At 55.9% G+C, this 25,039-nt stretch carries 19 protein-coding genes and 1 riboswitch; of the genes, 1 reads left to right on the forward strand and 18 read right to left on the reverse strand.

Annotation, left to right across the window (positions count from 1 at the left end; genetic code table 11):
• Positions 1 to 579: 579 nt before the first annotated feature.
• The 14 genes from ABE504_RS19280 to ABE504_RS19345 form a co-directional block, all read right to left on the reverse strand.
• Complete coding sequence (locus ABE504_RS19280) at positions 580 to 1,983, reverse strand: NCS2 family permease (RefSeq protein WP_430091684.1); 1,404 nt, start codon at positions 1,981 to 1,983, stop codon at positions 580 to 582.
• A gap of 135 nt (positions 1,984 to 2,118) precedes the next feature.
• Positions 2,119 to 2,219: riboswitch (purine riboswitch) on the reverse strand.
• Between the two features lie 96 nt (positions 2,220 to 2,315).
• The gene (guaA, locus tag ABE504_RS19285; protein ID WP_126142941.1) at positions 2,316 to 3,854 is read right to left on the reverse strand and encodes a glutamine-hydrolyzing GMP synthase; all 1,539 of its coding nucleotides are present in this window, start codon (positions 3,852 to 3,854) and stop codon (positions 2,316 to 2,318) included.
• Positions 3,855 to 3,953: 99 nt separating this feature from the next.
• A complete protein-coding gene (locus ABE504_RS19290; RefSeq protein WP_430091685.1) occupies positions 3,954 to 6,509 on the reverse strand; it encodes a transglutaminase TgpA family protein in 2,556 nt (851 codons plus the stop codon).
• Positions 6,496 to 7,713 (reverse strand): DUF58 domain-containing protein, encoded by a 1,218-nt coding sequence (locus ABE504_RS19295; RefSeq protein WP_430091687.1) that lies wholly within the window; start codon positions 7,711 to 7,713, stop codon positions 6,496 to 6,498. The genes ABE504_RS19290 and ABE504_RS19295 overlap by 14 nt, the downstream gene beginning before the upstream one ends.
• Positions 7,714 to 7,725: 12 nt before the next feature.
• Positions 7,726 to 8,703 (reverse strand): AAA family ATPase, encoded by a 978-nt coding sequence (locus ABE504_RS19300; RefSeq protein ID WP_430091689.1) that lies wholly within the window; start codon positions 8,701 to 8,703, stop codon positions 7,726 to 7,728.
• 68 nt (positions 8,704 to 8,771) lie between these two features.
• Positions 8,772 to 10,205 (reverse strand): polysaccharide deacetylase family protein, encoded by a 1,434-nt coding sequence (locus ABE504_RS19305; protein WP_430091691.1) that lies wholly within the window; start codon positions 10,203 to 10,205, stop codon positions 8,772 to 8,774.
• A gap of 141 nt (positions 10,206 to 10,346) precedes the next feature.
• Entirely contained in the window at positions 10,347 to 10,874 is a 528-nt protein-coding gene (gene bcp, locus ABE504_RS19310) for a thioredoxin-dependent thiol peroxidase (RefSeq protein ID WP_430091693.1), read from the reverse strand.
• 106 nt (positions 10,875 to 10,980) lie between these two features.
• Positions 10,981 to 11,931 (reverse strand): RNA polymerase sigma-70 factor, encoded by a 951-nt coding sequence (locus tag ABE504_RS19315; protein WP_430091695.1) that lies wholly within the window; start codon positions 11,929 to 11,931, stop codon positions 10,981 to 10,983.
• A gap of 18 nt (positions 11,932 to 11,949) precedes the next feature.
• Entirely contained in the window at positions 11,950 to 13,254 is a 1,305-nt protein-coding gene (locus ABE504_RS19320) for a phytoene desaturase family protein (protein WP_430091697.1), read from the reverse strand.
• A gap of 248 nt (positions 13,255 to 13,502) precedes the next feature.
• Positions 13,503 to 13,949, reverse strand: a complete 447-nt coding sequence (locus ABE504_RS19325) for a DUF3888 domain-containing protein (protein ID WP_430091699.1) — start codon at positions 13,947 to 13,949, stop codon at positions 13,503 to 13,505.
• A 74-nt stretch (positions 13,950 to 14,023) separates the two neighbouring features.
• A complete protein-coding gene (locus ABE504_RS19330; RefSeq protein WP_430091701.1) occupies positions 14,024 to 15,025 on the reverse strand; it encodes a phosphotransferase enzyme family protein in 1,002 nt (333 codons plus the stop codon).
• 1,094 nt (positions 15,026 to 16,119) lie between these two features.
• Positions 16,120 to 17,091 carry a 2,3-diaminopropionate biosynthesis protein SbnB gene (locus tag ABE504_RS19335; RefSeq protein ID WP_430091702.1) on the reverse strand — a complete coding sequence of 324 codons (972 nt, stop codon included), beginning with the start codon at positions 17,089 to 17,091 and terminating at the stop codon, positions 16,120 to 16,122.
• A gap of 246 nt (positions 17,092 to 17,337) precedes the next feature.
• Complete coding sequence (gene sbnA, locus ABE504_RS19340) at positions 17,338 to 18,291, reverse strand: 2,3-diaminopropionate biosynthesis protein SbnA (protein ID WP_430091704.1); 954 nt, start codon at positions 18,289 to 18,291, stop codon at positions 17,338 to 17,340.
• A 27-nt stretch (positions 18,292 to 18,318) separates the two neighbouring features.
• Positions 18,319 to 19,542, reverse strand: a complete 1,224-nt coding sequence (locus tag ABE504_RS19345) for an AMP-binding protein (RefSeq protein ID WP_430091705.1) — start codon at positions 19,540 to 19,542, stop codon at positions 18,319 to 18,321.
• A 214-nt stretch (positions 19,543 to 19,756) separates the two neighbouring features.
• On the opposite strand from ABE504_RS19345, the gene ABE504_RS19350 reads away from it, so the two are divergent.
• On the forward strand, positions 19,757 to 20,545 hold the full coding sequence (locus tag ABE504_RS19350) for a YheC/YheD family protein (protein ID WP_430091706.1): 789 nt from the start codon (positions 19,757 to 19,759) through the stop codon (positions 20,543 to 20,545).
• An 809-nt stretch (positions 20,546 to 21,354) separates the two neighbouring features.
• Here the strand turns inward: ABE504_RS19350 and ABE504_RS19355 are convergent.
• The 4 genes from ABE504_RS19355 to ABE504_RS19370 form a co-directional block, all read right to left on the reverse strand.
• Positions 21,355 to 22,110, reverse strand: coding sequence for a MerR family transcriptional regulator (locus tag ABE504_RS19355; RefSeq protein ID WP_430091708.1), 756 nt, complete (start codon positions 22,108 to 22,110; stop codon positions 21,355 to 21,357).
• A gap of 153 nt (positions 22,111 to 22,263) precedes the next feature.
• Positions 22,264 to 23,049: an ABC transporter permease gene (locus ABE504_RS19360; RefSeq protein ID WP_430091710.1), complete on the reverse strand. Its 786-nt coding sequence runs from the start codon at positions 23,047 to 23,049 to the stop codon at positions 22,264 to 22,266.
• Positions 23,050 to 23,055: 6 nt separating this feature from the next.
• Entirely contained in the window at positions 23,056 to 23,850 is a 795-nt protein-coding gene (locus tag ABE504_RS19365; RefSeq protein ID WP_430091712.1) for an ABC transporter permease, read from the reverse strand.
• Positions 23,843 to 24,904, reverse strand: coding sequence for an ABC transporter ATP-binding protein (locus ABE504_RS19370; protein ID WP_430091714.1), 1,062 nt, complete (start codon positions 24,902 to 24,904; stop codon positions 23,843 to 23,845). Before ABE504_RS19370 ends, ABE504_RS19365 begins: the two co-directional genes overlap by 8 nt.
• Between the last annotated feature and the right edge of the window lie 135 nt (positions 24,905 to 25,039).

Raw genomic sequence — 25,039 nt, forward strand, 5'->3', positions numbered from 1 at the left:
TTGACTTGCTAGCGAGATTGTTACATCTCATTAAATGTCGATTACTCGACTTTGCTTACTCACTCGTTGTTCAGTTTTCAAAGATCAATGTCTTTCGTGCACTGCCGCGTTTCCGAAGCAGCGAGTAATAATATATCATGTCGTTCGTTCAAAGGCAAGCACTTTTTTTCAAGTTTCGACTTCTTTCGACCGAGCCGCCGAAGCGACAAGGAGTAATATAACAAATCCTGAAACAGAATGCAACCTTTTGTTCACTTGAAAAATATGGATGATGTTCATTAATGAAGCATGCTTCCTAGTATAATTAAATAACTAATGATTTCATGGCCTAAATGAACAAAATCGCGCTCATCTTTTTAAATACGCTATGTTACTACTGCCTAACTTGAGGAATCAGCTCGAAGACATCGATTTTGGCAAAATAGCTAATGGCCCTATTGGCTATTCTGCATCAATCTGCTGTACACCTAGAAATAACAAGTGGTTTCATTGGCTATTTCCCGTCTTGTCTGATTGGCCGAGCCAGTTTAAATAATATAAAAGCCCCAGCGCAACCAGCGCCGGGGCCCTACACTCTTTTTAACCTTGGCTTCCAATAAACACGTAACGCAGGACAATCAGAACCGCAAGCACCCACATCAACCAGTGAATCGAGTACTTCTTCTCCCCTTTGCCACTCAGGTTGGCTACTGCCGCCAGAACGACGTAAGTGAAAATACCGAAGGAAATACCGTTAGCAATGTTATAAGTGAAAGGCATCAGGACGATCGTCAGGAACGCTGGAATTGCGTACACGAAGTCACTGAAGTCGATTTCACGGATGGACTGCACCATCAGCACGCCGACCACGATCAAAGCAGCCGCTGTTGCGGAGCCTGGGATCAGCATGGCAATTGGAGCTAAGAACAGAGCAAGCAAGAAGCACACGCCAGTCGTCACCGCTGTCAGACCTGTACGTCCGCCCTCAGCAACACCCGCAGCACTCTCAACGAACGCTGTCACCGTACTTGTGCCTACCAAAGCGCCGCCGCTAACGCCGACCGCGTCCACGAACATCGCTTTACCAACGCGTTTGTTGCCTTCTTCTTTGTTTTTCATAATGCCGGCACGGCTAGCTGTACCAACCATTGTACCGAATGTATCGAAAAGCTCTACGAACGTAAACGTCGCGATAACGGAAATAATCCCTGTTGTCATAATGCCTGGGAAGTCAAAATCGGCAAAACGCAGCTTCGTCATATCCGGTACCCAAGTGGTTTGGTCGCTTGTCAGCGTGCCCAGATCGACCATACCCATGAAATAGCCAACAACCGTTGTAGCTAGAATGCCGAAAAGAATCGCGCCGCGCACGCGCATGACCATGAGGATCGAGATCAGCAGAATGCCGACGATCGTCAGGATCACGCCTTTGTCTTCCAACGAGCCCATGTGGAACACCGTTTCGAACGAAAGTACATCCGTGAACTGATGTGCTTTAATATCATTGCCAGCTTCGACCGCTACGGTCAGAATGCCGCTGTTTTTGAAGCCGATCATCGCGATAAACAAACCGATACCGACCGTAATCGCATGCTTCAAACCGTCAGGTACGGCAACGAGAAGCATTTGGCGAATTTTTGTAACAGTCAGAATGATGAAGATGATCCCCGAAATAAAGACGGCGGTTAACGCCATTGAAAAGGTAAACTTGCCTTGCGAAGTCAAAATGATCGTTGCGAAGTAAGCGTTAAGCCCCATCCCCGGCGCAAGCGCCACTGGGAAATTTACGAACAGCCCCATTGCAATTGTCATGACGCCCGCTGCAATCGCAGTCGCCAAGAAAATCGCCGTCCAGTCACCGCCGGTTGCCCCCGATTTGAATGCGCTGAGTACGTCCGGATTGACAGCCAAAATGTAAGCCATCGTCATGAACGTGGTGATACCCGCCATAATTTCCGTTCTGACGGTCGTACCGTTTTGTTTCAGCTTAAAAAAACGATCCATTTTTCCTACTCCTCCTAATGGTATGTTGGGGAACAGCAAAAACCCGGAATCAAAGTGCTGATCCCGGGTACGAAAAAGGAGCCTCCCGATGAGGAAACTCCTTCCACTTGAAAAATGGATAGATTCCTTCATACGGATTACGTTCCTTTTTTTCGTAGCCAGATCATTTGCGGTGATCTCGTAGAAACTCTCGGGCCAATTCCCAAGATTATACGAAAAACTGTTATCCAGTTTCATATTTTATGTCGAATTAGCACACCTGTCAATAAAAAAGACGAACAATACAAGGGTAATTTCTCCCATATTGTTCGTCTTTATACATGATTTTATGCCTATTCCCATTCAATGGTAGCCGGCGGCTTCGACGTCACGTCGTACACGATCCGGTTCACGTTCTCGACTTCGTTCACGATGCGAACGGAGATCTTCTCAAGCACGTCCCAAGGGATGCGCGCCCAGTCTGCGGTCATGCCGTCGATCGACGTTACCGCACGGATGCCGACGGTGTAGGAGTACGTACGGGCATCGCCCATGACGCCTACGCTCTTCATGCCAGGAAGCGCCGTAAAGTACTGCCAGATCTCGCGATCCAGACCCGCTTTAGCGATTTCGTCGCGCAGGATGGCGTCAGATTCACGCACGATGTGCAGCTTCTCTTCGGTCACTTCGCCAAGCACACGGATCGCCAGACCCGGACCTGGGAACGGTTGTCTCCAGACGATGGCTGCAGGCAGGCCGCACTCTTCACCGACTTTGCGAACTTCGTCTTTGAACAGGGTTTTCAAAGGCTCAACGAGCTTGAATTTCATATCTTTCGGCAGGCCGCCTACGTTATGGTGCGATTTGATCGTATGCGCCGTCGCCGTGCCGCTTTCTACAATGTCCGTATACAGCGTGCCTTGCGCCAGGAAAGTAAAGTCATCGAACTTGCTGGACTCTTCCTCAAATACACGGATGAATTCCGTGCCGATGATTTTGCGTTTTTGCTCCGGATCGTCAACGCCGGCCAGTTTGCCGAGGAAGCGATCTTTCGCATCGATTTTAACAACTTTCATGTCGAATTTGCCGACGAAAGTTTCCATAACGCTTTCGCCTTCGCCTTTGCGCAGCAAGCCGTGGTCGATGAACATGCACGTAAGCTGAGGACCAATCGCTTTATGCAGCAGGATCGCTACAACGGAGGAATCTACGCCGCCGCTCAGGGCGCACAGCACTTTTTTATCGCCGACTTCTTCACGCAGTTCTTTGATCTTCTCTTCCACAAAAGAGGACATCGTCCAGTCGCCGTGACAGCCGCACACTTCATAGATGAAGTTGGAAATCATTTCGTTCCCTTGCACGGAGTGACGAACTTCCGGATGGAACTGTACCGCATGAATGTTGCGGTCGCGGTTGCTCATCGCCGCAATCGGCAAGGAATCGGTGCTTGCTTCCAGCACGAAGCCTTCAGGCAGTTCGGAGACATGGTCGCCGTGGCTCATCCATACCGTTTGCTTCGTTTCCAAACCTTTCACCAGTGGGCTTCCGTTCGTAAACTCGAGATCTGCTTTACCGTACTCGCGCGTGTGCGCACGTTCTACTTTGCCGTTCAGTTGGTGGGCGATGAGCTGCATGCCGTAGCAAATCCCCAAAATCGGCAGGCCCAAATCGTAAATGCGGGCATCGACCGAAGGCGCGCCTTCGCCATATACACTGGCAGGACCACCGGAGAACACGATCCCTTTCGGGTTCAGTTCGCGAATTTTTTCCACAGTTGTATTGAAAGGCAGCAATTCACTGTATACGCCCAAATCGCGGATACGTCTGGCGATCAACTGGTTGTACTGGCCCCCAAAATCTAAAACGACGATCATTTCACTCGGTTTACTCATGTTCCGACCTCCTAGATTGATAGCGGTCATGCTTTGGACGAGCATACCGCTATTTCTAGGTACTAATTTTAAACATTAGGCACCTAGGATGTAAAGGGGTTATTGTGTCTTTTGGATGGCGTTCCAGATGGCCGTAATGTCTCTTCGGGCGTAAGGGGTGGCGCAAGCCGGGTCGTAACGGACGCTTTCATAGATTTGAGCGAATGTTAAAAGCGCCTGCTTCTGCCCCGGCTGCTTGAGCTCCAGGCTCAGCACATATTCGCGGACCGTCTGTCCCGCCGGCTTCGCGCCGTATTTGCGGAACAACTGCCGCCACAAGCGGTCCATATAAGGCGTCAGCGGATGCGGCGGCCCCTGAGGGAGAGCGGCATCGGCGAAGGCAGGAAGCTTATGGCCCATGGCCAGCAGATAACCCTTGCGCTTTAACAGCGCGAACACGCTGAGCAGCGCCAGAAGCAAGCCAAGAACAATCATCAGCATACTTCTATAAGCCTTTGCAAAATCAACCAGATTATTCTTCACGGTATGGAGCCAATCGGAAGCTTGATCTAGATACGGATGGCCAAACGAGGCCCCCGTCAAGGAAGCGGTCATGGACGCGGCTTTCATATCGGCGGTCGTGAGCGTTTCCCGCGGCTGATCCGGCGAAATCCCGGAGAAACTCGGGGTCGGCTCGAACGGCACCCAACCCATCGACGGGAAGTAAACTTCGACCCAGGCATGCGCATCCTGATTGCTGACGATAACTTCCTGCAGCCCGTTCTCTCCGGTCGCTTGCAGCGTTCCCGGCGCAAAACCTTTGACCCAGCGGGTTGGCACACCGACCGAACGAAGCATCACCGCCATGGCCGTCGAGAACTGGTCACAATACCCGGCCTGATCCATGAACAGAAAATGGCTGACAAAATCTTCGCTGCGGCTCGGGTGCGTCACATGGTCCAGACTGTACGTGTACGTCTGCCGCAGGTATTGTTCGACCGCAATGGTTTTGGCGTACGGCGTTGCACGCCCCGCCGTCACCTGCTCTGCCAAGCTGCGCACGGTTCGAGGCAATCCGTCTGGCAGCTGCAAATACTGCTGCTTGATAGCCTCCGGATAGGCGCCCGTGTCGGTGTTCAGCAATGTCGGGTCCTCACGGACCGGCTGAACGGTGATTTTATAGTAGGCCAGCGCATCAGAGATGTCGGGCAGCACGACTTTACCGCTTTCTCTCGCGGTGAGCAGCAGATCGGCGGACATTGGCTTGCCTTGTCCATTCAAAAGCGTATCAACGCCGAGCAGCTTGCCGCCGCTAAAAAGCTGCTTGTTAGGCGCGTTCGACTGGAGCAGCACCTCCTGCGTGACGGCAGGCTGCTCGGCGTTCACTGCCGCTGGGCTGAGCCCGGTCAACGGCTCCAGGATCGGGGAAGGCTGGGACCAGCCTTTGCCGTCGTAGAAGCTTTTGGACTCGCCACGCCAATAGGTGAGCTCGGTCGTCCGCGCCGTGAACACCGGCGTCGCATCGACTTGCAGCGGCCCGCCGAGCACGGCGTCGTTGTCGCTGTAGCCGGTTTTGGCGGCTGCCGCGACGCCGATGGCCGGATGGTCCCCACCGCCATAAAGTTCAAAGAGGCGGTCGGATACCCGGTCCCAGCTGAGCGGTTTCATCAGCGGCTCGGCGCCCGCTCCCTTGGCGGTGTACCAGCCGAGACCGGATACGAGGCCGACAACGATCAGGCTGACCAGCAGCCAGGCGCCGAAGCCGCCGCTGCGAACCGCAGGCACGTGGTACTTCGTCTCAATGCGTGACAAGTTCAGCAGCGCGAGCAGGACCAATCCATAGCCAAGCGTACGCACGATACCCATAAGGGTATCTGCGCCGACCAGCAGCTGGATGCCGATCAGATAGAACAGCGTGGCTCCTATGAACCAAAGGCTGTGCTGCCTTTGCAGCATGAGTGCCTGGGAAACGGAGATGAGCAGCGTCCAGCCGATGAGGAACAGCAGCGTCCGCATTTCACCGGAAATCATATCGAAGTGCGCTTGCGCCAAATAAATGAAGTCTTCGGCGATGGTCTGGATGAGATCGCCGATCCACACCCCCGTGGCGAACGTTTCGCGGTGGAACATATAGCCGATGAACAGGATAATGGTGAGACCTTTAATCAACCAGCCCCAACTATAAGAGATACGGAAGCAGTCGATCAGCAGGCAAATGCCGAACACGGCCAGAATCGGGCCAACTTGAAACGAATCGTCGGCGAGCCAGGCGAGCGGCCGGAGCCACTCGGCCAGCAAAAGAAAGAGCAGCAGCGACACGAGACCGTCGCGCAGCAGGGAGCTTTGCGCGGCTGCAGTTGTATTCGCGCCGCCTTCGCCGGCGCGGAAGATTAGACCGGGCGGCTGCGGCACGTCGGCCTGTTGGCCCCGCGCCGGGAGCCCCGACGGCGCGTCGGCTTTGGCGCGAGCCGCGTGCGCCGGCCGCGGCTCGGGTGTGGTGCCGGCTGCGCGGCCCGGCACCTCGTGCCCGCCGGCGGCCTTCGGCTCGCCGGCTTGCACAACTGCGGACTGCGCCTGCGGCGGCAGTCCCGGGTTCACGGCGCGGCGCTTCGCAGCGCCGCTAGAGATGGCCGGCCAGCCCCGAGGCTGGCTGCGGCGGGGTTCAAGCGGTGGCATCCGCGACACCTCCTTGCAACGGCCACTCCCTCGGCGGATGCGGCACCTCGGTAAAGCTGCTGCCCGCGGCCTGCAGCGCGGCCGCCACCTCTCGTTCTGCGACCGAGAGGGAAGGCCTGGCGTGCACGTAGATCACGTGCACGTCCCGGCGCCGGGTGCGCGCTTCGCGGATCGCGCGCACCAGCGCTACATCGAGCGTCGATGTGATGCACAGCATCGACGTGTCCGGCGGCAAGGCCGCCGCCTCTTTCCTGACGAGGTCAGGAAAGGGCAGGGCGGGCTTGCCGCCCACGCTCGCGAGTACGTCGTACGCGAGCGTCAGGTCCGGGCGAATCGTCAGCGCGATTCGCTTCGCATCCGAGGAGCTGCAAGCGAAGCCGCAGCTCCCGCCCGCGCCCGCCGCGGCTTCGAAGAAGCCCGCCGCGAGGGCGATGCCCTTCTCCAGCAGCGGCTGTGCCGCTCCGGCTGGAGCCGCCGCAGGCGCGGTATCGAGCAGCAGCATCCGTTTCACGGAGGCAGCCTGCTCGGGGTCTTTCGTCATCAGCCGGCCGAGACGGGCTGTGGATTTCCAGTGAATGCGGTGATACGGATCACCGCTGACATAATCGCGCACGCTGGCGATGCTCGGCGTGTCGCGTCGCACCCGCTTCACCGAGCGGGCGCCGGCGTCATCCGCCTGCAGGCTCATCGCCGTCAAGCCGACTTCCAGCGGTTTCGGATAGACAATCAGCCGGTGCAGATCGTCACGCGTCACCCTGCGGACAGCAAAGCCGAACAAATCGCCGGCTGCCGCTTCGAAATGCGAGAAACGGTACGCGCCGCGCATCAATCCCGTTATTTTATAAGGCAAACACAAGTTCGTCTTCCACCATGGAAACAGCAGCTTGCTGTAAATCAGCTGAGTCCCGCTGCCTTCATGGATCCAAGTCTCCCTCACCAGCAGCCATGGCATCGGCACCGGCGTATGATGACGAATGTCCAGTTGCGCTGTCACCGTATCTCCGGCAAGGAAGACGTCGCCGGACAGCTTCCGCTGCACACGAAGTCCACGCAGCGCAAACACATAAAACAATCCCGCCTGCACCCAGATCAGTGCAAAGCATACACTCAAATACCAGGCGGCGGCTCCGCCTTGCAGGTAAGCTAAACCCGCCATGCCGACACATGCGGCAAAGAGCAGCAGCGTTTTTCCCCAACTTTTCATCTCTCAGCCCTCCTACTTCGCCGCAACATAGCGAAGCACCGGTGTCTGGACTGTCGAAAGAATAGCGGATAGCACCTGTTCGGAAGATTTACCGGTCATGACAGCCTCCGACGTGAGCATCAGGCGATGCGACCACACCGGGAGGGCCAAATCCTGAATATCGTCGGGTACGACGAAGGTTCTGCCCTTCACGTAGGCCGACGTCTGTGCAGCGCGCATCAGCGCGTAAGAGGCCCGCGGGCTCGCGCCCACCACGACATCCGCATGATCCCGCGTCGCCAGCGCCAAGCGGACAATATAATCCTTGAGCGTGTTGTCCACATGGATCATCGACGCTTCTTTTTGCAAGTGCACCAGTTCATCCTGCACAATTACTGGCTTCAACTGCTCGACTGGATGACGGTCCTGCAGCCGATCCAGCATCAGCACTTCCTGATCCGGGGTCGGGTAGCCGAGCGATAGCTTCATCATAAAACGATCCATCTGCGCCTCCGGCAAGGCGTACGTCCCTTCGAACTCCATCGGATTTTGCGTGGCGATCACCATGAACGGCTTCGGCAGCTCATAGCTGACGCCATCCACCGTCATTCGTTTCTCCTCCATCGCTTCCAGGAAAGCCGACTGCGTCTTCGGCGATGTCCGATTGCACTCGTCCGCGAGGACAATCGACGTCATCAGCGGCCCCGGACGAAACTCAAATTCATTCGTTTTGACATTAAATACAGAAACCCCCGTCACATCCGACGGCAATAAATCCGGTGTACACTGAATCCGTTTAAACTCGCAGCCGATCGTTCGGGCCAAGGCGCGCACCAGCATCGTTTTGCCGACACCCGGCACATCCTCCAGCAGCAAATGACCGCCGCTTAACAGCGTGATAAAAGCTCTCTCAATCGTATCCCGCTTGCCCACCATCACCTTCTCGACGTTCATGATCATCCGTTCAACGAGAGGCTGGGGCTGATCGAAGATCCGCGTTTTCGACGACATAGACTAGAAGCCTCCTCTTAAATAAAGGGTATGCTTCTAGTTTCTCCAGCTTTCTACTCTTTTAGACGTTAGATTGCTAGAGCAAATAGAGAGTTTTGGAGAATTGAATCAGCAGGCTCATTGTAAAAATAATACGGGCGCAGCGAGAGCGCCACCTCACGCTTATCACTCTCGATCCGGGCCGACATGACGCGGCCGCCGAGGCTGTCGATCGTTTTGCGCAGCGGCACAATGATCTGATTGTTGCGCATATCCATATCCGCCATCGCGTACGTCCCTACAGGTTGACCCAGCTTGAACAATTCCATGCTGCGCGTCTGCAAATGATACGTAATGTCGTAGATGCCATAGTGCGCTGTCGCCGTCTTCGTATCGGACTGCCAGGCAACCTGTCCGCCGATCTTCTCGACAAGCGCTCGCAGCGGAAGCTCGATCCGGTTCGCGTGCATGCGGTAAAGAGAAGGGTCAATAGCAAAGCCCTCTTGGCCGGGCAGCTGAATATCCAGTGGAACCGTGGATTCTTCCTCCGGCTGCATCGCAATGACTTTGATCGGTTCTTCTTTCGGCGGCGCAGGGGTTTCTTCCACGGGCCCGGACTGGCTATGCTCCGCTGCGTACGCCTTCGTTTCCCCGTACAGCTTCGTAAAATGCGTCAAGCTCATGCCCCGGTTCCATTTGATTTTGCTTAGCCCGAACTGCTTGGGCTTCACCTTGGTCGTTAATGTCGCAAACGAGTAACCGAGATTTTGATAATAGTCGATGACCTGCGGCAGCACCTTCACCGTATTGTCGTGCCCCGTCCCGTCGTGGAACAAAATATTAATCTCATGCGAGAGCGGAGACACTTTCACGGTTTGCCAGATTTCACTCACCGGTACACCCGCCCGTTTGGAGTCGCCGCTGTCCACGTTCCAGTCCTCCATCGTGTAGCCCGCCTGATCCATCAAATAGTAGTAATATCCGTCAAAATTCGTCGCCGTCCCGCCCGGCGCCCTCACCAGCTGCGGCCGCACGCCGACAAGCTCGTCGAAAATATTTTCCGTCTTCTGCACCTGATCCCAGAACGTCTGAAAATCGCTGTACAGCTCGTTATAAACATGATTATAGGTATGATTGCCTAAGGCATGGCCGCTGTCCACGATTCGTTTGAGCTGCTTCGGATACTCCTTCGCCTGCACACCAAGGGCAAAGAATGTGGCCTTCACGCCCTTTTCATCTAAAATATCCAGCACCTGATCCGTCAGCTTGCTGGGACCATCATCAAAGGTCAAATACACGGTTGGCTGCTCCGGCGTTTCATAGCTTCGCTCTTCACCGGCCATCCGTTTCCCCGTCTGGAGCTGGAGGAAAGCCTCCTTGCTTTGCTCCGCTAGCGCCGCCTCATCGTCCCCTGCCGCATACGCCGGCACCGATCCTAGTAAAAGTGAAACTACAATAAGCAAGGCCAAGCTAAGAGAAACGAGATAGAGTCTGTTTTTTGCCGCTTGTACGTGGTGGCGCATCCGGTGATCCCTCCGCATATTCTATCAATTTGGCTATCTGATAGAGTATATGGGAGAGTGAGCGGGAGTATGCCTCCCCCCACATTTTCCAGCACAAAAAAATCCCGCCTAGCCGCCGTCGACCAAGGGGATTTCTGTCTGTTATTGTGTTAACTCTTCAATCGCGTCCAGCACGGACTGCACATGGTTTTTGATCCGCACCTTCGTCCACTCCTTCACGATAACCCCTTCTTCGTCAATCAAAAAGGTTGAGCGGACGATGCCCATGTATTCCCGGCCGTACAATTTTTTCAGCGCCCACACGCCATACGTTTCGGCGACTTCGTGATTCGTATCCGATAGCAGCAAAAATGGCAACTCATGCTTCTCGATGAATTTATCGTGCGACTTCAGCTCATCCGGGCTAATGCCGATCACCGCAACATCCAGCTTCGCGAACTTGCCGTTATAGTCCCGAAAATCGCACGCCTGCTGCGTACACGTCGGGGTATTATCCTGCGGATAAAAGTAGATGACTAGCTTCTTCCCCCGGTAATCCTTCAAGGAAACTTGCGTACCGTCCGACGCCGGCAATGTAAAATCAGGCGCTTTCCGCTTCGCTGCAGTCTCCGCCTTGATCGCCTTGGTCACCTTGGTCGCTTTGGCTGCTTTTGCAGTCTTCCCTGTCATACTCCATCCCTCCATCTATCATCCGCACGTATCAAGGCCCCCATTGTACATGAAAAAGAGGACGCTGTCACGTCCTCCCCTGCCCATCCGGCTGTGTGCCGTCGTTCTATACTTGCCCGCGGCCCGCAAGGTGCCGCAGCTTATCAGGATTGACGACCAGATAGATCTCCTCAATCCGATCTTGTTCAATGTGGAACGTGACCACATGGTAAGGCACCTCATGGATGTAGCCGGTAATGCCAAGCTGTCCGTTCACCATTTCCAGCAAAAAGCGATAGCCCTCCGGCACCTTCGCGAGCACACCGTTCATAAAAGCAAGAATGCGCTCCGCCCCCAGAATTGGCCGAACCGCCGCCTGAACCTTGCCTCCGCCGTCCGAGTACAGCACGGCATCCTGCTTCATCATGCTGAGCAGCCGCCCAACGTTGCCGGAGGCAAGCGCCTGCACGAATTGTTCCACGACCTGGGCGGTCGTTTGGGAGGGCGGGGGAGCTTGCCGCTCCGCCCCCTCACCAGCTTCCCCGCTTGCGGCCTGACCGCTGATCGCCTTCTTCGCCCGGTGAAAAATTTGCCGGGTGTTCGCCGGGCTTTTGCCCACAATGTCGGCGATCTCGTCGTACTCGTACTGCAGCACTTCCCGGAGGACAAAAACCGCCCGCTCCCCCCAGGAAAGCTGCTGCAAAAGCAAAAGATATGCGGTGCCGAGCGACTCCTTGTGACTGAACGCGCCGTCCGGCGTCGCCGCTTCCGTCAGAAGCGGTTCCGGCAGCCAGGGGCCGACATACGTCTCCCGCTTGGCGCTGGCCGCTCGCAGCTTGTCGATGCATTTGTTCGTCGCGATTTTGCAAAGGTACGCTTTGGGAGTGCGAATGTCCGTCCCCGTCTGCATCTGCTGATTGATGTACAGAAAAGTCTCCTGCACCACATCCTCCGCATCCATCACACTCCCCAGCATCCGGTATGCCAAGGAAAATACAAGCGGTTTGTACTTGTCATACAGCTCTTGCAGCGCCCCCGCCGCGCCTGACTGCGCCGATCCTTCCCCGTTCGGTGCCACCTACATCTCTCCCTTTCGTTATGATACGTGCACGACGCGCGGCCGCTGTGAAACTCCTGTTTGTAGTATAGCATTCACGGCACGCACTGCGCTCGCTGCTGAAGCATCGGCCAGCATTTCACCATGCGTAACCCAGTCGCCGGCCACGTACAGGCCGCGAATTTCCGGGACGCCGGGTCCGGTATGCAGCTCGGAACGTCCGGTATGCAGCGTATCGTGCACAACCGCGATGCGAGGCAAATACTGCTTCGCAATCACTTCCTTCTCCCAACCCGGCTGGAGGATGGACATCACTTGGGCGAGAGAGCTTTCCTCGATGCCTTGCGCCCGCTCCGATTCGCTCAGGTACCTCACCAGATGCACCAGATAGGTACCGTCTTCCGTCAGCTTGGCATTCAGTGTATGGTGCGAAAAAAAGTACGGCTGATCGAGCCCCAGCACGACATTGCTCCCCGGCGCAGGCAGTTTGCGCAGGTTTAGATCAAGGCAAGAGGCGATGGATGGCCGCGCCTCCTCTTTCCATCTGTGCAGGGTGGTGTGCTCCGCACCTTGCACCAGTTTGGCCAGCTCGGACGGCGGCGCCGTGCTGACCACGTGGGAAACGCCGATCTCCGCCCCGTCGGCCAAAAGCAGCTTCTGCACCGCACCTTCATGGTGCACGATGGCTTTAACATCGCCGCCGGAGCGGATTACCGCCCCTGCGGCGCGGGCATGCTGCTCAAGCTGGTCGACGATCGTCTGCCAGCCGCCGTGGAGGTAGCGCACCCCTTTGAGGGAGCGCTTCACTTGCCTCAGGACCGACCCTGCCAACTGGCAGTCCGGGTCATGCGCGTAGGTGGCCGTGCGGCACAAGGCATACAGCATATGGCGCACCATCGGGTCTTCGATCTCGGCTTCCGCCCACGCGCGCAGCGACATCCGCCCTAGCGCGTCGGGATTCGCACTGTTCAGCTTAGCGAATAAGCGGACGAGTCCTATTTTGCCTGACCACGAAAGAAGCTTCGTCGTCATCATCGTCAGCGGCGTCGCCGGCATGAGCTCCACCTCGCTGTTCCACAGCGCGTGCACCTTCGCGGATGGCGGCGCGCCTTCCATCGCAATCCCCATCTCCTGAAGGACGGCGTAGGCTTCTCCAGCCAAATAAATCGCATGACCGCCCAGATTAAAAAAGGCGCCATTCTTTTTATTCGTCATCGCCCGGCCGCCCAATCGTCCGGCTTTTTCCAGCACTACGACCTTTTGCCCCGCCTGCGCAAGCTTTGTGGCTGCAATGAGCCCTGCCAAACCGCCGCCGATCACAGCTGTATCGAAATGATTGTTCATAAATATCATCCTCCCTTTGATCTTTCATTTCATAAGGCGGGGCGGGGGATGTTTTTGTGACAGGGAATTTAAAATTTGTAAAAGAAATTTCAATCCACACTGTGGATAAAACACATCTGTGGATATGTTAGTAAATGAGGTTTAGTTATACACATCAAGGGTTTCGGAGCTGTGGGCAATGTGGGTAAGTTTGTGGATAGTGTGGGAAACCAGGGGGAATAGTTCGCCTGTGCGACGGTCCCTCCGCCTTATTTAAGCAGATTGAGATAATTGGGCGGGAACGCTTGGGGATCGGGGCTTTTCAGATGTTGATAATTTACAAGCTTGATGCTGGGGCCTGAGGAGATTTTGTAGGTAAATCGATCCTCGCCGACCGAAATATGCGGGCCTACCGTCGGTACTACGTCCAGGGTTATAAGGAACTCAAAGCTGCGAAATCCGTGGGGGCGTTGAATGTCCGTCACTTGAACGAAATAGGGGTAAATTCCTGGGGTTTCTTTTAAATACCGGGCGTACACTTGGGTCAGCTTCTCCTGCATTGCAGGCAGCAGAAACAATACCAACATATCTTGCAACTGAAGCGCCCTGGAGTCCTCGTGCGGATTGTCAATGGATGCTGCCGATGAGACGGAAGACGCGTTCGCTCCAGCGAACAGCAGCATGCTGCATATCACGGTTAGAATCGTTTTTTTCATGTGCATAACAACTCCCTTTGGGATCCTGATTGACTCTACTTTCTCCCAAAGGGAAGCTGTTTATCAGAGGTTATTCACAATTCGCGCAATTGTTCAGGCAGCCTGTCCCAGTTATCCCCAATCCAATTCATCTCCTCGACAAATCGGGCGAGCAGTCCGCGCAGCTCGCTTTGTTTGCGAATTTCCGTGCGCTGCCACCAGATCGATTCGATCAAAAAAAGCATACTAAACGCGCGAAGCAGCATGTTGTCTGTCACTTGGGCATGCGCTCGGTAGCCCTCCATGAAGGATCGTGCTTTCGCTGTGTCCAGTTCCCCGTTACGCAGAGCTCCCGAAAGCAGTGCACGTGCAACATCAATGTCCTGATAAGCCATCGTCATGCGGTCAAAATCCACAATCGCCGACACATCCCGACCGTGCACCAAAATATTATCCACCCACAAATCCCAGTGCAGCCAGCCCGGCACAGCTCCCTCGAACATGCCAAAATCCATCGACTTGACCACCCGCTGCGACTTGCTCTGCCATGTCAATACAACCGTGTCGTTCGCTTCCTTCGCCTTCTCCCGATTGTGCTCCAATGCGGTGAGATAAGCCTCTCGGTCCGGCTTCCATGCCAGCTTGGGTAGCGGCGGCACCTGACGCAGCCACGCATGCATCCGCCCGGTCGCCTCGCCTAGACTGCTCATCTGCGCCTCGCTGAAGTGCCCGGCCGGTACATTGTCCCCCTCCGACCAATCAAGGAGGGCATAATAGAGGCCGGAAGGGAGTCGATGCAGATAACTGGCTTGGCTACCGTATACGGCCGGACACGGAACGCCTGCAGTATGCAGACCATGCTGCAGATGAAGCGTCCGCTCCATAGCCGACAGACGGTCGGCATGCAGATGCAGCTTATACCGGTCAGGATGGTACAGCTTGACGAAAAGCGGCCCTTCCTGCGTCTCCATCTTCCACTTGGCGTTCATCCAACCTTTGTCGATTGGAACCATGTTATCTATTGTACGTCCTAGCTGCTTGCTGGCTTGTGCCGCTATCTCCTCGGCCCACCCGGCTAGGGCTGCGGTGTCGCTCAAAGTAAACTCCCCTTTCAACATGTACCCTGCGCATCTCGCATATGCTTCGCTTTCCAGTGAACCATCTCCTGCCGGGGCAAAGGGCAGATGTCTGGTCGGGGCACTCCTCGCTAACTTCGCTTCGGCCACTATCCCCATCGGTCAGGGGGTCGGGGGGCGACTTCTCTTTCCACTAGCTTCGCTTCGGCCATTATCCCCTTCGGTCAGGAAGTCGGGGCGCCTCTTCTTCCACTAGCTTCGCTTCGACCATTATCCCCTTCGATTGGGGAGTTGGAGACCACTTCTCCTTCCACTAACCTCGCTTCGGCCACTATCCCCTTCGGTCAGGGGTTGGGGACGACTTCTCCTTCCGCTAGCTTCGCTTCGATCATTATCCCCTTCGGTCAGGGAGTGGGAACGACTTCTCCTTCCGCCAACCTCGCTTCGGCCACTATCCCCTTCGATCAGGGAGGTGGGAGGTATCTGCTTCTGTCCCTATTCAACTGGAATTTCTCCATTTCATTTCACCCAAAACGGGCGCTTCCTCTTTCTGGACTGGAAAACCTCCTGCTCATTTCGACCATTCCGATGAATTTGAAGCCACATGGCATGGATAGACTGGAGAAATTCCAGTTGAGCCCTCTCATTTCGCCAAAAACCTCTGATTGAACTGGAAGAATTCCAGTCCAGCTTCGCCAACGCCTACCCGTCGTCAGCCAGGGGGATAGTGCAGCAATGTTGTCAGGTTACGCCCAGTGATGCTTAAACAAATAAGATAACGGAGGTATCTTATTTTGAAACTTAAACCGTTTGGCAACGAGATAAGTTAGGTGATCGAACTTAAATTACTGCAAATGGGCCCGAAACACGAATAAACCAGCAATAAGACAAGACCGTTATCTTATTTTGGGAAATCGAGAGCAATCTACCGAAATAAGTTATTGAAAGTAACCTATTTCGAAGGGCCATCAGCTTCCACACGAGGAATTAGATATCTGCTCACACCTTGCCACCTATCCGGATAGCATTTGAAGCGCGTGCCTCATTGCGCTGACAGTCCCCCCAACGCAGCGCAAAAAGACCGCCGGAATCCCTCCCGGCGGCCGCAACACCCACTACCGCTCGCTGCGCGGCAGCGGTACCCCCACCTTCAGGCGCTCCGCTTCCCTGAAGTAAAACCCCGCGATGGCGATGTCGAAGACACCCAGCCCCATCGGGTTAAAAAACACCGGGCCGGCCAGCTCCCGCATCCGGCCCCGCAAAGCCACGTCCGCGAGCGTGGACACGTCCTGCTCCTGCAGCCCGCTTGCGCGGTGCAGGAGCTCGATGTCCGTGTTCTCGCGGCACACTTCCCGCCAGTCGTCGACGACGACGGCGGTGACACCAACGACGCTGGCGGGCAGATAGTCCCGCAGCGACACATTCAGTAGAAGCGCCCCTTCAGATGGCGCCTCGTCGATGTAGCGCTCCGGCGACACGGTGCACGTGGCGACCACGTTCGCACCGCGGTACGCGTAGCGCCAGTCCGCGGCGATGTCCGTGATGCCCCGCACCTCGGCGGGAATCGTCGCCGGATCGATGCCGCGCACGTCGTAGAGGCAGACGCGTTCTAGCCGCTCGCCGAGCAGCGCGATGCACATGGCGAGGTGCAGCCGTGCGATCGGCCCCCAGCCGATCACGCCCAATCGGACCGCCTCCAGCTCTCGCGCGTTCATGTACTCGGTCAGCATAACGCCGCTGACCGCCGCCGTGCGCAGCCCATTCAGCAGGCCGCTGTGGATAAAAGCGAGCGGCTCGCCGCTCCCCGGATCATTTAAAATGATCGTATTGTTCGCTCTCGGCAGCCCTCGCTCGGGATTCGCCGGGAAGCTTGCAATCCATTTGATGCCGGCCATATCAATATTTCCGCCAACATACGCCGGCATGGCAATGATGCGGTTGCTCAAATCCCTGAACCGCAGGTACGGCTTCAGCGGATGCGCACTGTCTCCTTGATCTTTAATCGCCAGCACATCCCGGACGATGCCGCACAGCTTCGCCCAGTCGATGCCGATTTGCCTAATATGGTCATCGTGCAAATACCTCATGCTGCCAGTCTCCCATGCTAGGCCGTGTCTGAAAACCCACTCAGGGGCATCTTTCACCGCCTTTTCGCCCCCTGCATCGTCACTTTTGCTTGACGTACCCCCGGTACACCTTCCCAAAAGTTCCTTGCATGGAACGAAAATTCGGCCAAATCTGCATCCCTCAGAGTATTCAGACACGGCCTAGTTCTTATCCTCGGCTCCGCTGCCTATCTTCCATGCCAATTTCTTGCTGGCCTCAGCTTGCCGCTAGATCCCGATTTCCTTGCGCACCCACTCGTCATTGTAGACAGTGGTCAAATACCGCTCCCCCCGATCCGGCAAAATCGCCGCACACACGGCCCCCGCAGGAATCTCGTCACTCATTCGCCGGATGGCCGAGATGACACCGCCGGAGGAAGCCCCGGCCAGAATCCCCTCGCGTTTCACCAATGCCCGGCAGCCCTCGACACAGTCTGCGCCGGAGACGTACAAGACGAGATCGGCCACATCGTGCCGATACAGGCCCGGCGTAATCCCCGCGCCGAGGCCGGGGAATTTGCGCGAACCTTTTTGCCCGCCGAAAATAACGCTTCCTTCCGCATCCACCGCCACAATCGTTGTTGGCCAGCCCTGACTGCGGATGTAGTCCGCACAGCCTCGGATCGTGCCGCACGAGCTCACCCCGCAGAACAAATAATCGACCCGGCCCAGGGCCTCGCCGATCTCCCGCATCGTCGTCGCTTGATGGGCCAGTGCATTGTCCGGACTTCCGTACTGATTCGTCCAATATGCATGCGGAATTTGCCGCACCAGCTCACCAACCCGGCGGATACGCGCAGGCAGGAACTCGCCCGTCTCGGCATCCGGCTCCGTCACCAGATCAATCTCGCCCTGAAAGCTGCGGATGATGGCTTTATGCTGCTCGGTCGTCCGGGGATCCACCACGCAAATAAACCGAAGCCCGAGGTAACAGCACAGCTGTGCAAGAGAGATCGCCAAATTCCCCGAGCTCGACTCGACAATGACGCTGTGCTTGGTCACATCCCCACGCCGAATCCCCTCTCGCAGCATGTATAGTGCAGGCCGATCCTTGCTGCTCCCCCCGGGATTCATCCACTCCAACTTCCCATGCACGGAAAAAGGAAGTCCTTCAAACAACCGGTCCAAACGAATGAGCGGGGTTTTTCCGATCGCATCCACGATGCCGCCGCCAAGCTCCATCCGGGATCCCTCCATTTAGATGTTGAGTTAGGTGTAAAAGATTTTTTTGTTTTTGACGGAAGCGCGGGTTTGCGCATCGTCCAGTGTACCTCCAAGCACTTCGATACCATCCAAAATACGAGAACGAATCATCATGCCGATGGCCGGAATGTGATTCTCGATGTCGCTGCGGATCGTCCCCAGCACATCCGGTGTCGCCTGCGAGCTATATACGTGCACCTTCAGTCCATTTCCGGCGACCTGCACGCGAACGCTCGCATCGCCGAGATGACGGCAGACGACATCCTCGATGTCGTAGATGCTGATTTTTTCCCCGTGCTTGAGGTCCGGACCAATCCGTTTGACGATGCTCGCAAAGCTTTGCCGGAGCTCGCCGTCCACCTCGATCGGCCTCAGATCCCTTACCACATCGTAGGTCACGTAGCGCAGAGCAGGGAACGCCTCCCGTACCATCGAGGTCAGCACCAGCACTTGCTCACCCTCCGGCAGCGTTTCCAAGTCACCCTCCAACTCCTCGGCTGGAATGCCTTCCGCCACGATGCCATCGGCAAACACATACCGGCCATGCTCATGCGAAAAATAAGCGATCGTCCCGATCTCAATCGACCCGTACGTATCGGTCATCTCCCGCTCGCTCAGGCCGAGCCGTTCAGCTGCGCGATGCCGCCAGCCCCGGGAGGCGATCTCGCCGACGAGCAGCACGTGCCGGATGCCGAACGCTTTGGGATCGTCCGCTGCCGCAAGAATACGGTCCAAAATCGACGGCATCGTGTACAGCACCTCCGGCTTCATCCTCAAGAGCCGTTCCAGATGGGCTTCAATCGGCAGCTGAAATGACACGGATTCTACGTCCATGCCCAGCTCGCGAAATACTTCCACCGCCGTCGCCTCCGCATGGCCGGTCCCCATATCTGCCAGCGCCGTGCGATAGTTGCCTGGGCCCAGCACTCTTTTAAAAACATCCAACTTAATGCGCAAATACGCCTCTTCATCTGCCTGCGAGTACACAATTGTCTTCCGCCGCTTCGAGCTCGTGCCCGACGTGCGGTAGCGATTCAGATCAGCCCGCGCCAGGAGAGGATTGTCGTCTGTGTAGTAATGGTTCTCCAACAGCTTAGCGGACATCAATGGCAGAAGCGCCAGCCCGGGCTCCTCCGTATCCTGCAACGTCTCAATCTCCGACGCATTCAGCGGATACCATGGAAAATGCTTTTTGATGCTCGGAACCGTATCAATCCAGGATGGCGGCATGCCTCTCCCCACTTTCTACAGCATGACTTGGTACATATTTCCATACCAGCCGACTCCCTATTGTATGCACGGCATTCGCCTATTGTTCGTCCTCCTTTTCGAAAGACGCCTGAGCCCCGTCCCTATTTCCGCCCTGATGCCGACGAATCACCCGCCGCCTGGATTTCTCATACGCTGTATCAGACTGACAATCGCGGAGAAAGGAGGCCATCCTTTGAAAAATAGAATCAAAGCCGTTTCCAGCAAGCTGATTAAAACGAGGGTCACCCTGCAGGAGCGCAAGCTGCTCCGTCACGTCCCCGCGACGCGGCCTTTCAGCCGCAAGCAGCTGTCCGCGATGATGGCTCGGTACGGCATGGTTTATGTGAAACCGGATACGGGATCGCTCGGCGTCGGCGTTATGCGGGTCGAGCGTATTGACAGCGGCTATCGCTATCAGGCAGGTCTGAAAAAGCATGCGTTCACCACATTCGAGGGGATGTACGAAGCGCTGCGGAGGAGCTGCGGCGACCGCCGCTATCTCATCCAAAAAGGCATCCACGTGCTGCGCCATGAGAGGCGGCCGTTTGATTTTCGGGTGATGATGCAAAAACGCCCGTCCGGCAAGTGGGTCTGCTCCGGCATCGCCGCGCGCGTCGCGCACCCACAGAAAGCCGTGACCAACGGCTCGCAGGGCGGCACGATTTACGCGCCGGAGGATCTGATCGCGCCGAGGTTCGGCGCGGAGGCCGCGGAGGCGCTGCTCGCGCGGATGGCGCGCATCGGCCGGCTGACGGCCGCGCAGTTCGGCCGCAGCTATCCGGCGATGAACGAGCTCGGCCTGGACCTCGCCGTCGATCGCCGGCTGAAGCCGTGGATCCTCGAGGTCAACACGCGGCCGGACCCGTGTCCGTTCACCAAGCTCGCCGATCCGACGAGCATTCGCAACATCGTGGCGTACGCCAGGGATTACGGGCGCAAGTATGATTTGACGTGCGCGAAGGCGCGGCGGGCGCCGCGGTAGGGGCGAGCAAGGCGGCGTGGAGCGGCGTGGGCGAGCGCAAGTTAACTAAGGCGAGACCGTCCTTAGCTAACCTGTTTTCGGGCAAATTCTTTGACCGACCACCATGCGCATGCTCCCAACGCGAGCCCAGGATTCGCGTGCGTTGGGAGCCCGGTTAACCAGGACCAGTCCCAAAGCCAGCAAAGCTTAGGCTGAACTTAGCTGAAACTCGGCCAGAATCGAGGTCGGACACGCCAAATAAGCGCGGTAAACCGCGCTTATTCGGAGAAATCGTCTTCTTCATTTCAAAATAAGAGCGGCAAACCACGCTTATCGGCTCGCTCGCTGCAACTTTCCAATCTAGCCCGACTGAATAAACGCGGTTTGCCACCTCTATTTGTTTTGAAACAAGCTAAACACGGGAAATAAGCGTGGTTTTCCACGCTTATTTTATTGGAATGACCGAACCGCCAGGCATCCGGCACGCCATCTGCCTTTGAGGGGTAGCTAGTTTAAACCAACGAGCGTACGAAGACGGAATCTAGGAATGTACTGCTGAAAAGGGAGTATAGGCTCGTTCGAACAAGTGTTAAGAGGGGCTGCCCCCTCTTAAATCGGCTAAATCGCACTTTTTTGTGCAATTAACTAGGGCTAGCCCCTTCTAATTCCTGCCGCGGGGGCCTTTTGCGCGAAATTCACGCCTGCTAAGCAGGGCTAGGCCCTCTTAGCTGCCCTATTCTCGGCAATGTTAGCCCCGTTAACTAGTGCTAGGCCCTTCTAGCTCCCCGGCCCCGTGCGTGTGGGAAACTTTGGAGCGCGAGCCAAGCCCGTTAATTAGAACCGCCCCCCGCCGCATACGCCTCCGCCGCGAGGCATAGGTAATACGCCAGCCCAACCTGCTGCGCCTCCAGCATGGCGCGGTGGAAATCGTCGCCGAGGAAGAAGCGCGACTGCGCGGCGTAATCCGCCGGCTGGATCGCATGCCCGTGCGCCCGAAGGAACGCCAGATGCTCCGCGATCAGCTGCGTCATCTCCGGCGCATCGTGCCGGCGTCCTTCCCGCAGGCAGGTCGCCGCTCCCGTCATGAACCGCACCGCTTCCGCGGCCTGCTCGTTCATCTCTGGCACGTCGATTGGCTGTTCGGCCAAGTCGTAGCCGTAATTCTCTTTTAAATGCTGGTTCTGCGCCTCCAGCGCCTCTCTCCACTCTGCTTCGCTGCCAAATCCTTTGAACATGTCTGCCTGATTCATGGTTCCTCCATTCTTCGCCGCTGCCAGCGACGCTTCAAGTGTAATGATTAACTGCGTTAATCGTTCCTGCCGACCTTGCATCAAACGATGCTGCTCCGCCAAAATCGCGGTGCGGTCTACGTTTTCCGCCAGCAGCCCTCCGATTTGTTCCAGAGAGAAGTCCAGCTCTTTGTAAAACAAAATCTCCTGCAGGCGCTCCAACTCCCGCTGCCCATACATCCGATACCCGGCCTCGCTCACCTCGCGGGGAAGCAGCAGCCCGATTTTGTGGTAGTGGTGCAGCGTTTTGATGGTGACATGGGCCAGTTCCGACACTTCTTTTACGGTATAAAGCACCTTGCTCCTCCTTTCTGATCACAGTGTAAAGCCTCCCCTAAGAGGAGGGTCAAGAAGAAAAAAGGACCGCCTTAGAAGCCATTTTCATAACTTCCAAGACGGCCATCGGCCTGCGGTTGCGGTGGGTGGGATGACGGGGGTTCCTTGGCCCCCCTACGATCCCGCGCCGCGGTACCGTTTCACCCCAGTATTCCAAATGGTAATACCGATAATGCTGAACAGCACGCCCATTGCCGGGGTGAGCAGCGCGAACGTTTTCCAATTGTCCGGATCGATGAAATACGCCGCCGGATAGAAGCCGACGAAGGCAAAAGGCAGGATCCACGTCAGCACGCTTTTGAGCAGCTTGTTGTAGATCGTCGCCGGGTAGCGCCCGTAGTTCTGAATGTTCCAGATCAGCGGCAGTATGCCGGTAGGCGCATCCGAGAAGAAGGATAGCGCGGTCAAAGAGATGTAGACCCCTGCATAGATCAGGATGGAGCCCACGACCATCAGCAGGAAGATGAACGGGTCCGACCAATGGAACGGCAGGTCCAGCTTCACCCACGAGTAGATCATGACGACGAGCCCCGCCAAGGCGCTGAACAGCGACGCCGGGTCGAGATTTTCGAGCATCAGCTGCCACAGGTTGTAAGCCGGCCGGGTCAGGATGCGGTCCATTTCGCCTTTGATAATGTAGCGCTCGCTGAAGTTCCACAGATTAAAAAATGAAATAAATATCCCGTACGGAATCATAAAATAACCGTAGATGAACAAAATTTGTTCCTGATTCCAGCCGCCCATCGATTGCGTTTGCAGAAAAACGACGAGAATAAAGAACAGATTCAGCCCGTTGAACAGGAGATCGGAGAGAACCTCAATCCAGAAATCGGATCGGTAGGTGAGCCGGGTTTTCATGTAATTTTTAAAATAGTCATAGATGAGGGTGATATAGAACACGTGCGTTTACCCTCCTTGTACGAAAAGACGCGTTTTGGATTTGACCCAGAGGGCGTAAATCGGAATGATCAGCAGCACGAACCACAGCACTTGCACGCCGAAGCTTTGGAAAATCGCAGAGCCGGTCACTTTGCCCGTGAACACGGCGCTCGGCAAGTACGTAATGGCCTGGAACGGCAGCCACTCCAGCACAGACTTCGACCACCCTGGGAAGAATGAGATCGGGATGATCAGTCCGGAGAACAGATCGACGGCGACGCGCTTCATGCGCATAAGCCCTTCGTTGTTTTCCAGGAAAAAGGCGAACAAGCCCGTAATGATGTTAAGCTGGGTATTAATCAGGAAGCTGAAGAACAGCATGATAAAATAACATACCCATAACGCCGGATCGGTCGGCAGCTGAATCGGCAGCAGAAGCCAGATGAAGATCATGCCCGGTGTTGTAAACAACAGCAGACGGAAGACGCCTTCGCCGAGACCTTGCATCATTTTGACGAAAACATAGTTGTACGGACGGATGAACTGGATCGCTACGGAGCCGTCGCGAATCTCGTTCGCAATCTCCCGGTCCAGATTGTTGAAGTAAAAGGCGCGCCCCATCCAGGAGACTGCCACGTAGGTGGTCATTTGACCGAGGGTAAGCCCTCCGATCATCGCGGTGTCGCCGTAAATCGCTTTATAGACAAAATAATAAGAGCCGATGTTGAGCGCATAAATCAGGATGCCGCTGTAGTAGTTAACGCGGTACGCGAGCATCATGAGGAAGCGCATGCGGATGACCTCCAGATAAGCACTAAGCATGCGTGGTGACTCCCTCCGCCTGCTTCTCTGCAAGGACTGCCGGACGCTTCACATCCGCAGAGCCGGATTTATAAATTTCACGAACGATGTCGTCGGTGTTCGTTTCGTTGATTTTGATGTCCTGAATTTGCAGGACGCCGACCACGCGACCGAGCACTTCGGAAACGTTGGCGCGTTCATACGGAATGAACACTTTGCCCATGAGCTCGTTTTCCAGCTCCCAAGCGACGTCCAGACCCGCGGTCAGCTCTTGCAGGCGCGCCAAAGTCACCGGCTGTTCGAACTGCAGCACGACTTCTTTGCCTTTGCCCCACTTCGCTTTCAGCTCTTCGAGACCGCCGTCATAAATAATTCGGCCGTCATCCAGCATAATAACACGAGAGCACAGCGCCTCGATGTCCTGCAAATCGTGTGTCGTCAGCAGGATCGTCGTTTCGTAGCGTTGGTTGAGCGACTTCAGGAACTCGCGGATTTCGGTTTTGACAACAATGTCGAGCCCGATCGTCGGCTCATCGAGGAATAGAATCGAAGGATTGTGGATGAGCGAAGCCGCAAGCTCGCAGCGCATCCGCTGCCCCAAGCTCAGTTTCCGGACAGGCCGCGAGAGCAGCTCCGATAATTGAAGGCGATCGACGAGCTCATCGAGCCTCTGTTTGTAGTCGGCGTCCGAGACGCGATACACTTTCTTCAATAATTGGAACGACTCGACGACCCCGATGTCCCACCACAATTGGCTGCGCTGACCGAATACGACGCCGATGCCGGCTACGAATTTTTCGCGCTCCTTAAAAGGAATATAGCCGTTCACCCGAATATCGCCCGAGGTCGGGACGAGGATGCCGGTGAGCATTTTGATGGTGGTGGACTTGCCGGCGCCGTTTTCGCCGATGTAACCGCAGATCTCGCCCTTCGGAATTTGAAAAGAAATATCCTTCACGGCCGTGACCTGCTTGTATTCCCGCTTGAACAAATCCTGGACCGCGCCCTTGAGGCCGCCCCGGCTTTGCTGCACCTGGAATTCTTTGCGAAGCATGTTGACATCTATCGCTAACATGAGTTCCCCCTGTAGTCCGAGATTTACTTACAAATTGCCGCATGATTCGCCAAAACTTGCTATCGAAGATTGACAGCATCTATAATATGGTTCAGAAAGACGAATCCTACAACGCCATATCTTATCCATGATACT

This window comes from Paenibacillus oryzisoli, from assembly GCF_050467285.1.
Taxonomy (GTDB): Bacteria; Bacillota; Bacilli; order Paenibacillales; family NBRC-103111; genus Paenibacillus_E; species Paenibacillus_E oryzisoli_A.

What these genes read in the sequence shown, in the direction of transcription:
- sbnA (WP_430091704.1), bottom strand. Translation starts at nt 18,291, where the DNA reads ATGGAGCTTGGCGGCGGCATCGTGGATGCGATCGGAAAAACCCCGCTC.
- ABE504_RS19325 (WP_430091699.1), bottom strand. Translation starts at nt 13,949, where the DNA reads ATGAAAAAAACGATTCTAACCGTGATATGCAGCATGCTGCTGTTCGCT.
- ABE504_RS19290 (WP_430091685.1), bottom strand. Translation starts at nt 6,509, where the DNA reads ATGCCACCGCTTGAACCCCGCCGCAGCCAGCCTCGGGGCTGGCCGGCC.
- ABE504_RS19300 (WP_430091689.1), bottom strand. Translation starts at nt 8,703, where the DNA reads ATGTCGTCGAAAACGCGGATCTTCGATCAGCCCCAGCCTCTCGTTGAA.
- ABE504_RS19345 (WP_430091705.1), bottom strand. Translation starts at nt 19,542, where the DNA reads ATGCCGCCATCCTGGATTGATACGGTTCCGAGCATCAAAAAGCATTTT.
- ABE504_RS19370 (WP_430091714.1), bottom strand. Translation starts at nt 24,904, where the DNA reads ATGTTAGCGATAGATGTCAACATGCTTCGCAAAGAATTCCAGGTGCAG.
- ABE504_RS19320 (WP_430091697.1), bottom strand. Translation starts at nt 13,254, where the DNA reads ATGAACAATCATTTCGATACAGCTGTGATCGGCGGCGGTTTGGCAGGG.
- bcp (WP_430091693.1), bottom strand. Translation starts at nt 10,874, where the DNA reads ATGACAGGGAAGACTGCAAAAGCAGCCAAAGCGACCAAGGTGACCAAG.
- ABE504_RS19335 (WP_430091702.1), bottom strand. Translation starts at nt 17,091, where the DNA reads ATGAGGTATTTGCACGATGACCATATTAGGCAAATCGGCATCGACTGG.
- ABE504_RS19295 (WP_430091687.1), bottom strand. Translation starts at nt 7,713, where the DNA reads ATGAAAAGTTGGGGAAAAACGCTGCTGCTCTTTGCCGCATGTGTCGGC.
- ABE504_RS19305 (WP_430091691.1), bottom strand. Translation starts at nt 10,205, where the DNA reads ATGCGCCACCACGTACAAGCGGCAAAAAACAGACTCTATCTCGTTTCT.
- ABE504_RS19280 (WP_430091684.1), bottom strand. Translation starts at nt 1,983, where the DNA reads ATGGATCGTTTTTTTAAGCTGAAACAAAACGGTACGACCGTCAGAACG.
- guaA (WP_126142941.1), bottom strand. Translation starts at nt 3,854, where the DNA reads ATGAGTAAACCGAGTGAAATGATCGTCGTTTTAGATTTTGGGGGCCAG.
- ABE504_RS19365 (WP_430091712.1), bottom strand. Translation starts at nt 23,850, where the DNA reads ATGCTTAGTGCTTATCTGGAGGTCATCCGCATGCGCTTCCTCATGATG.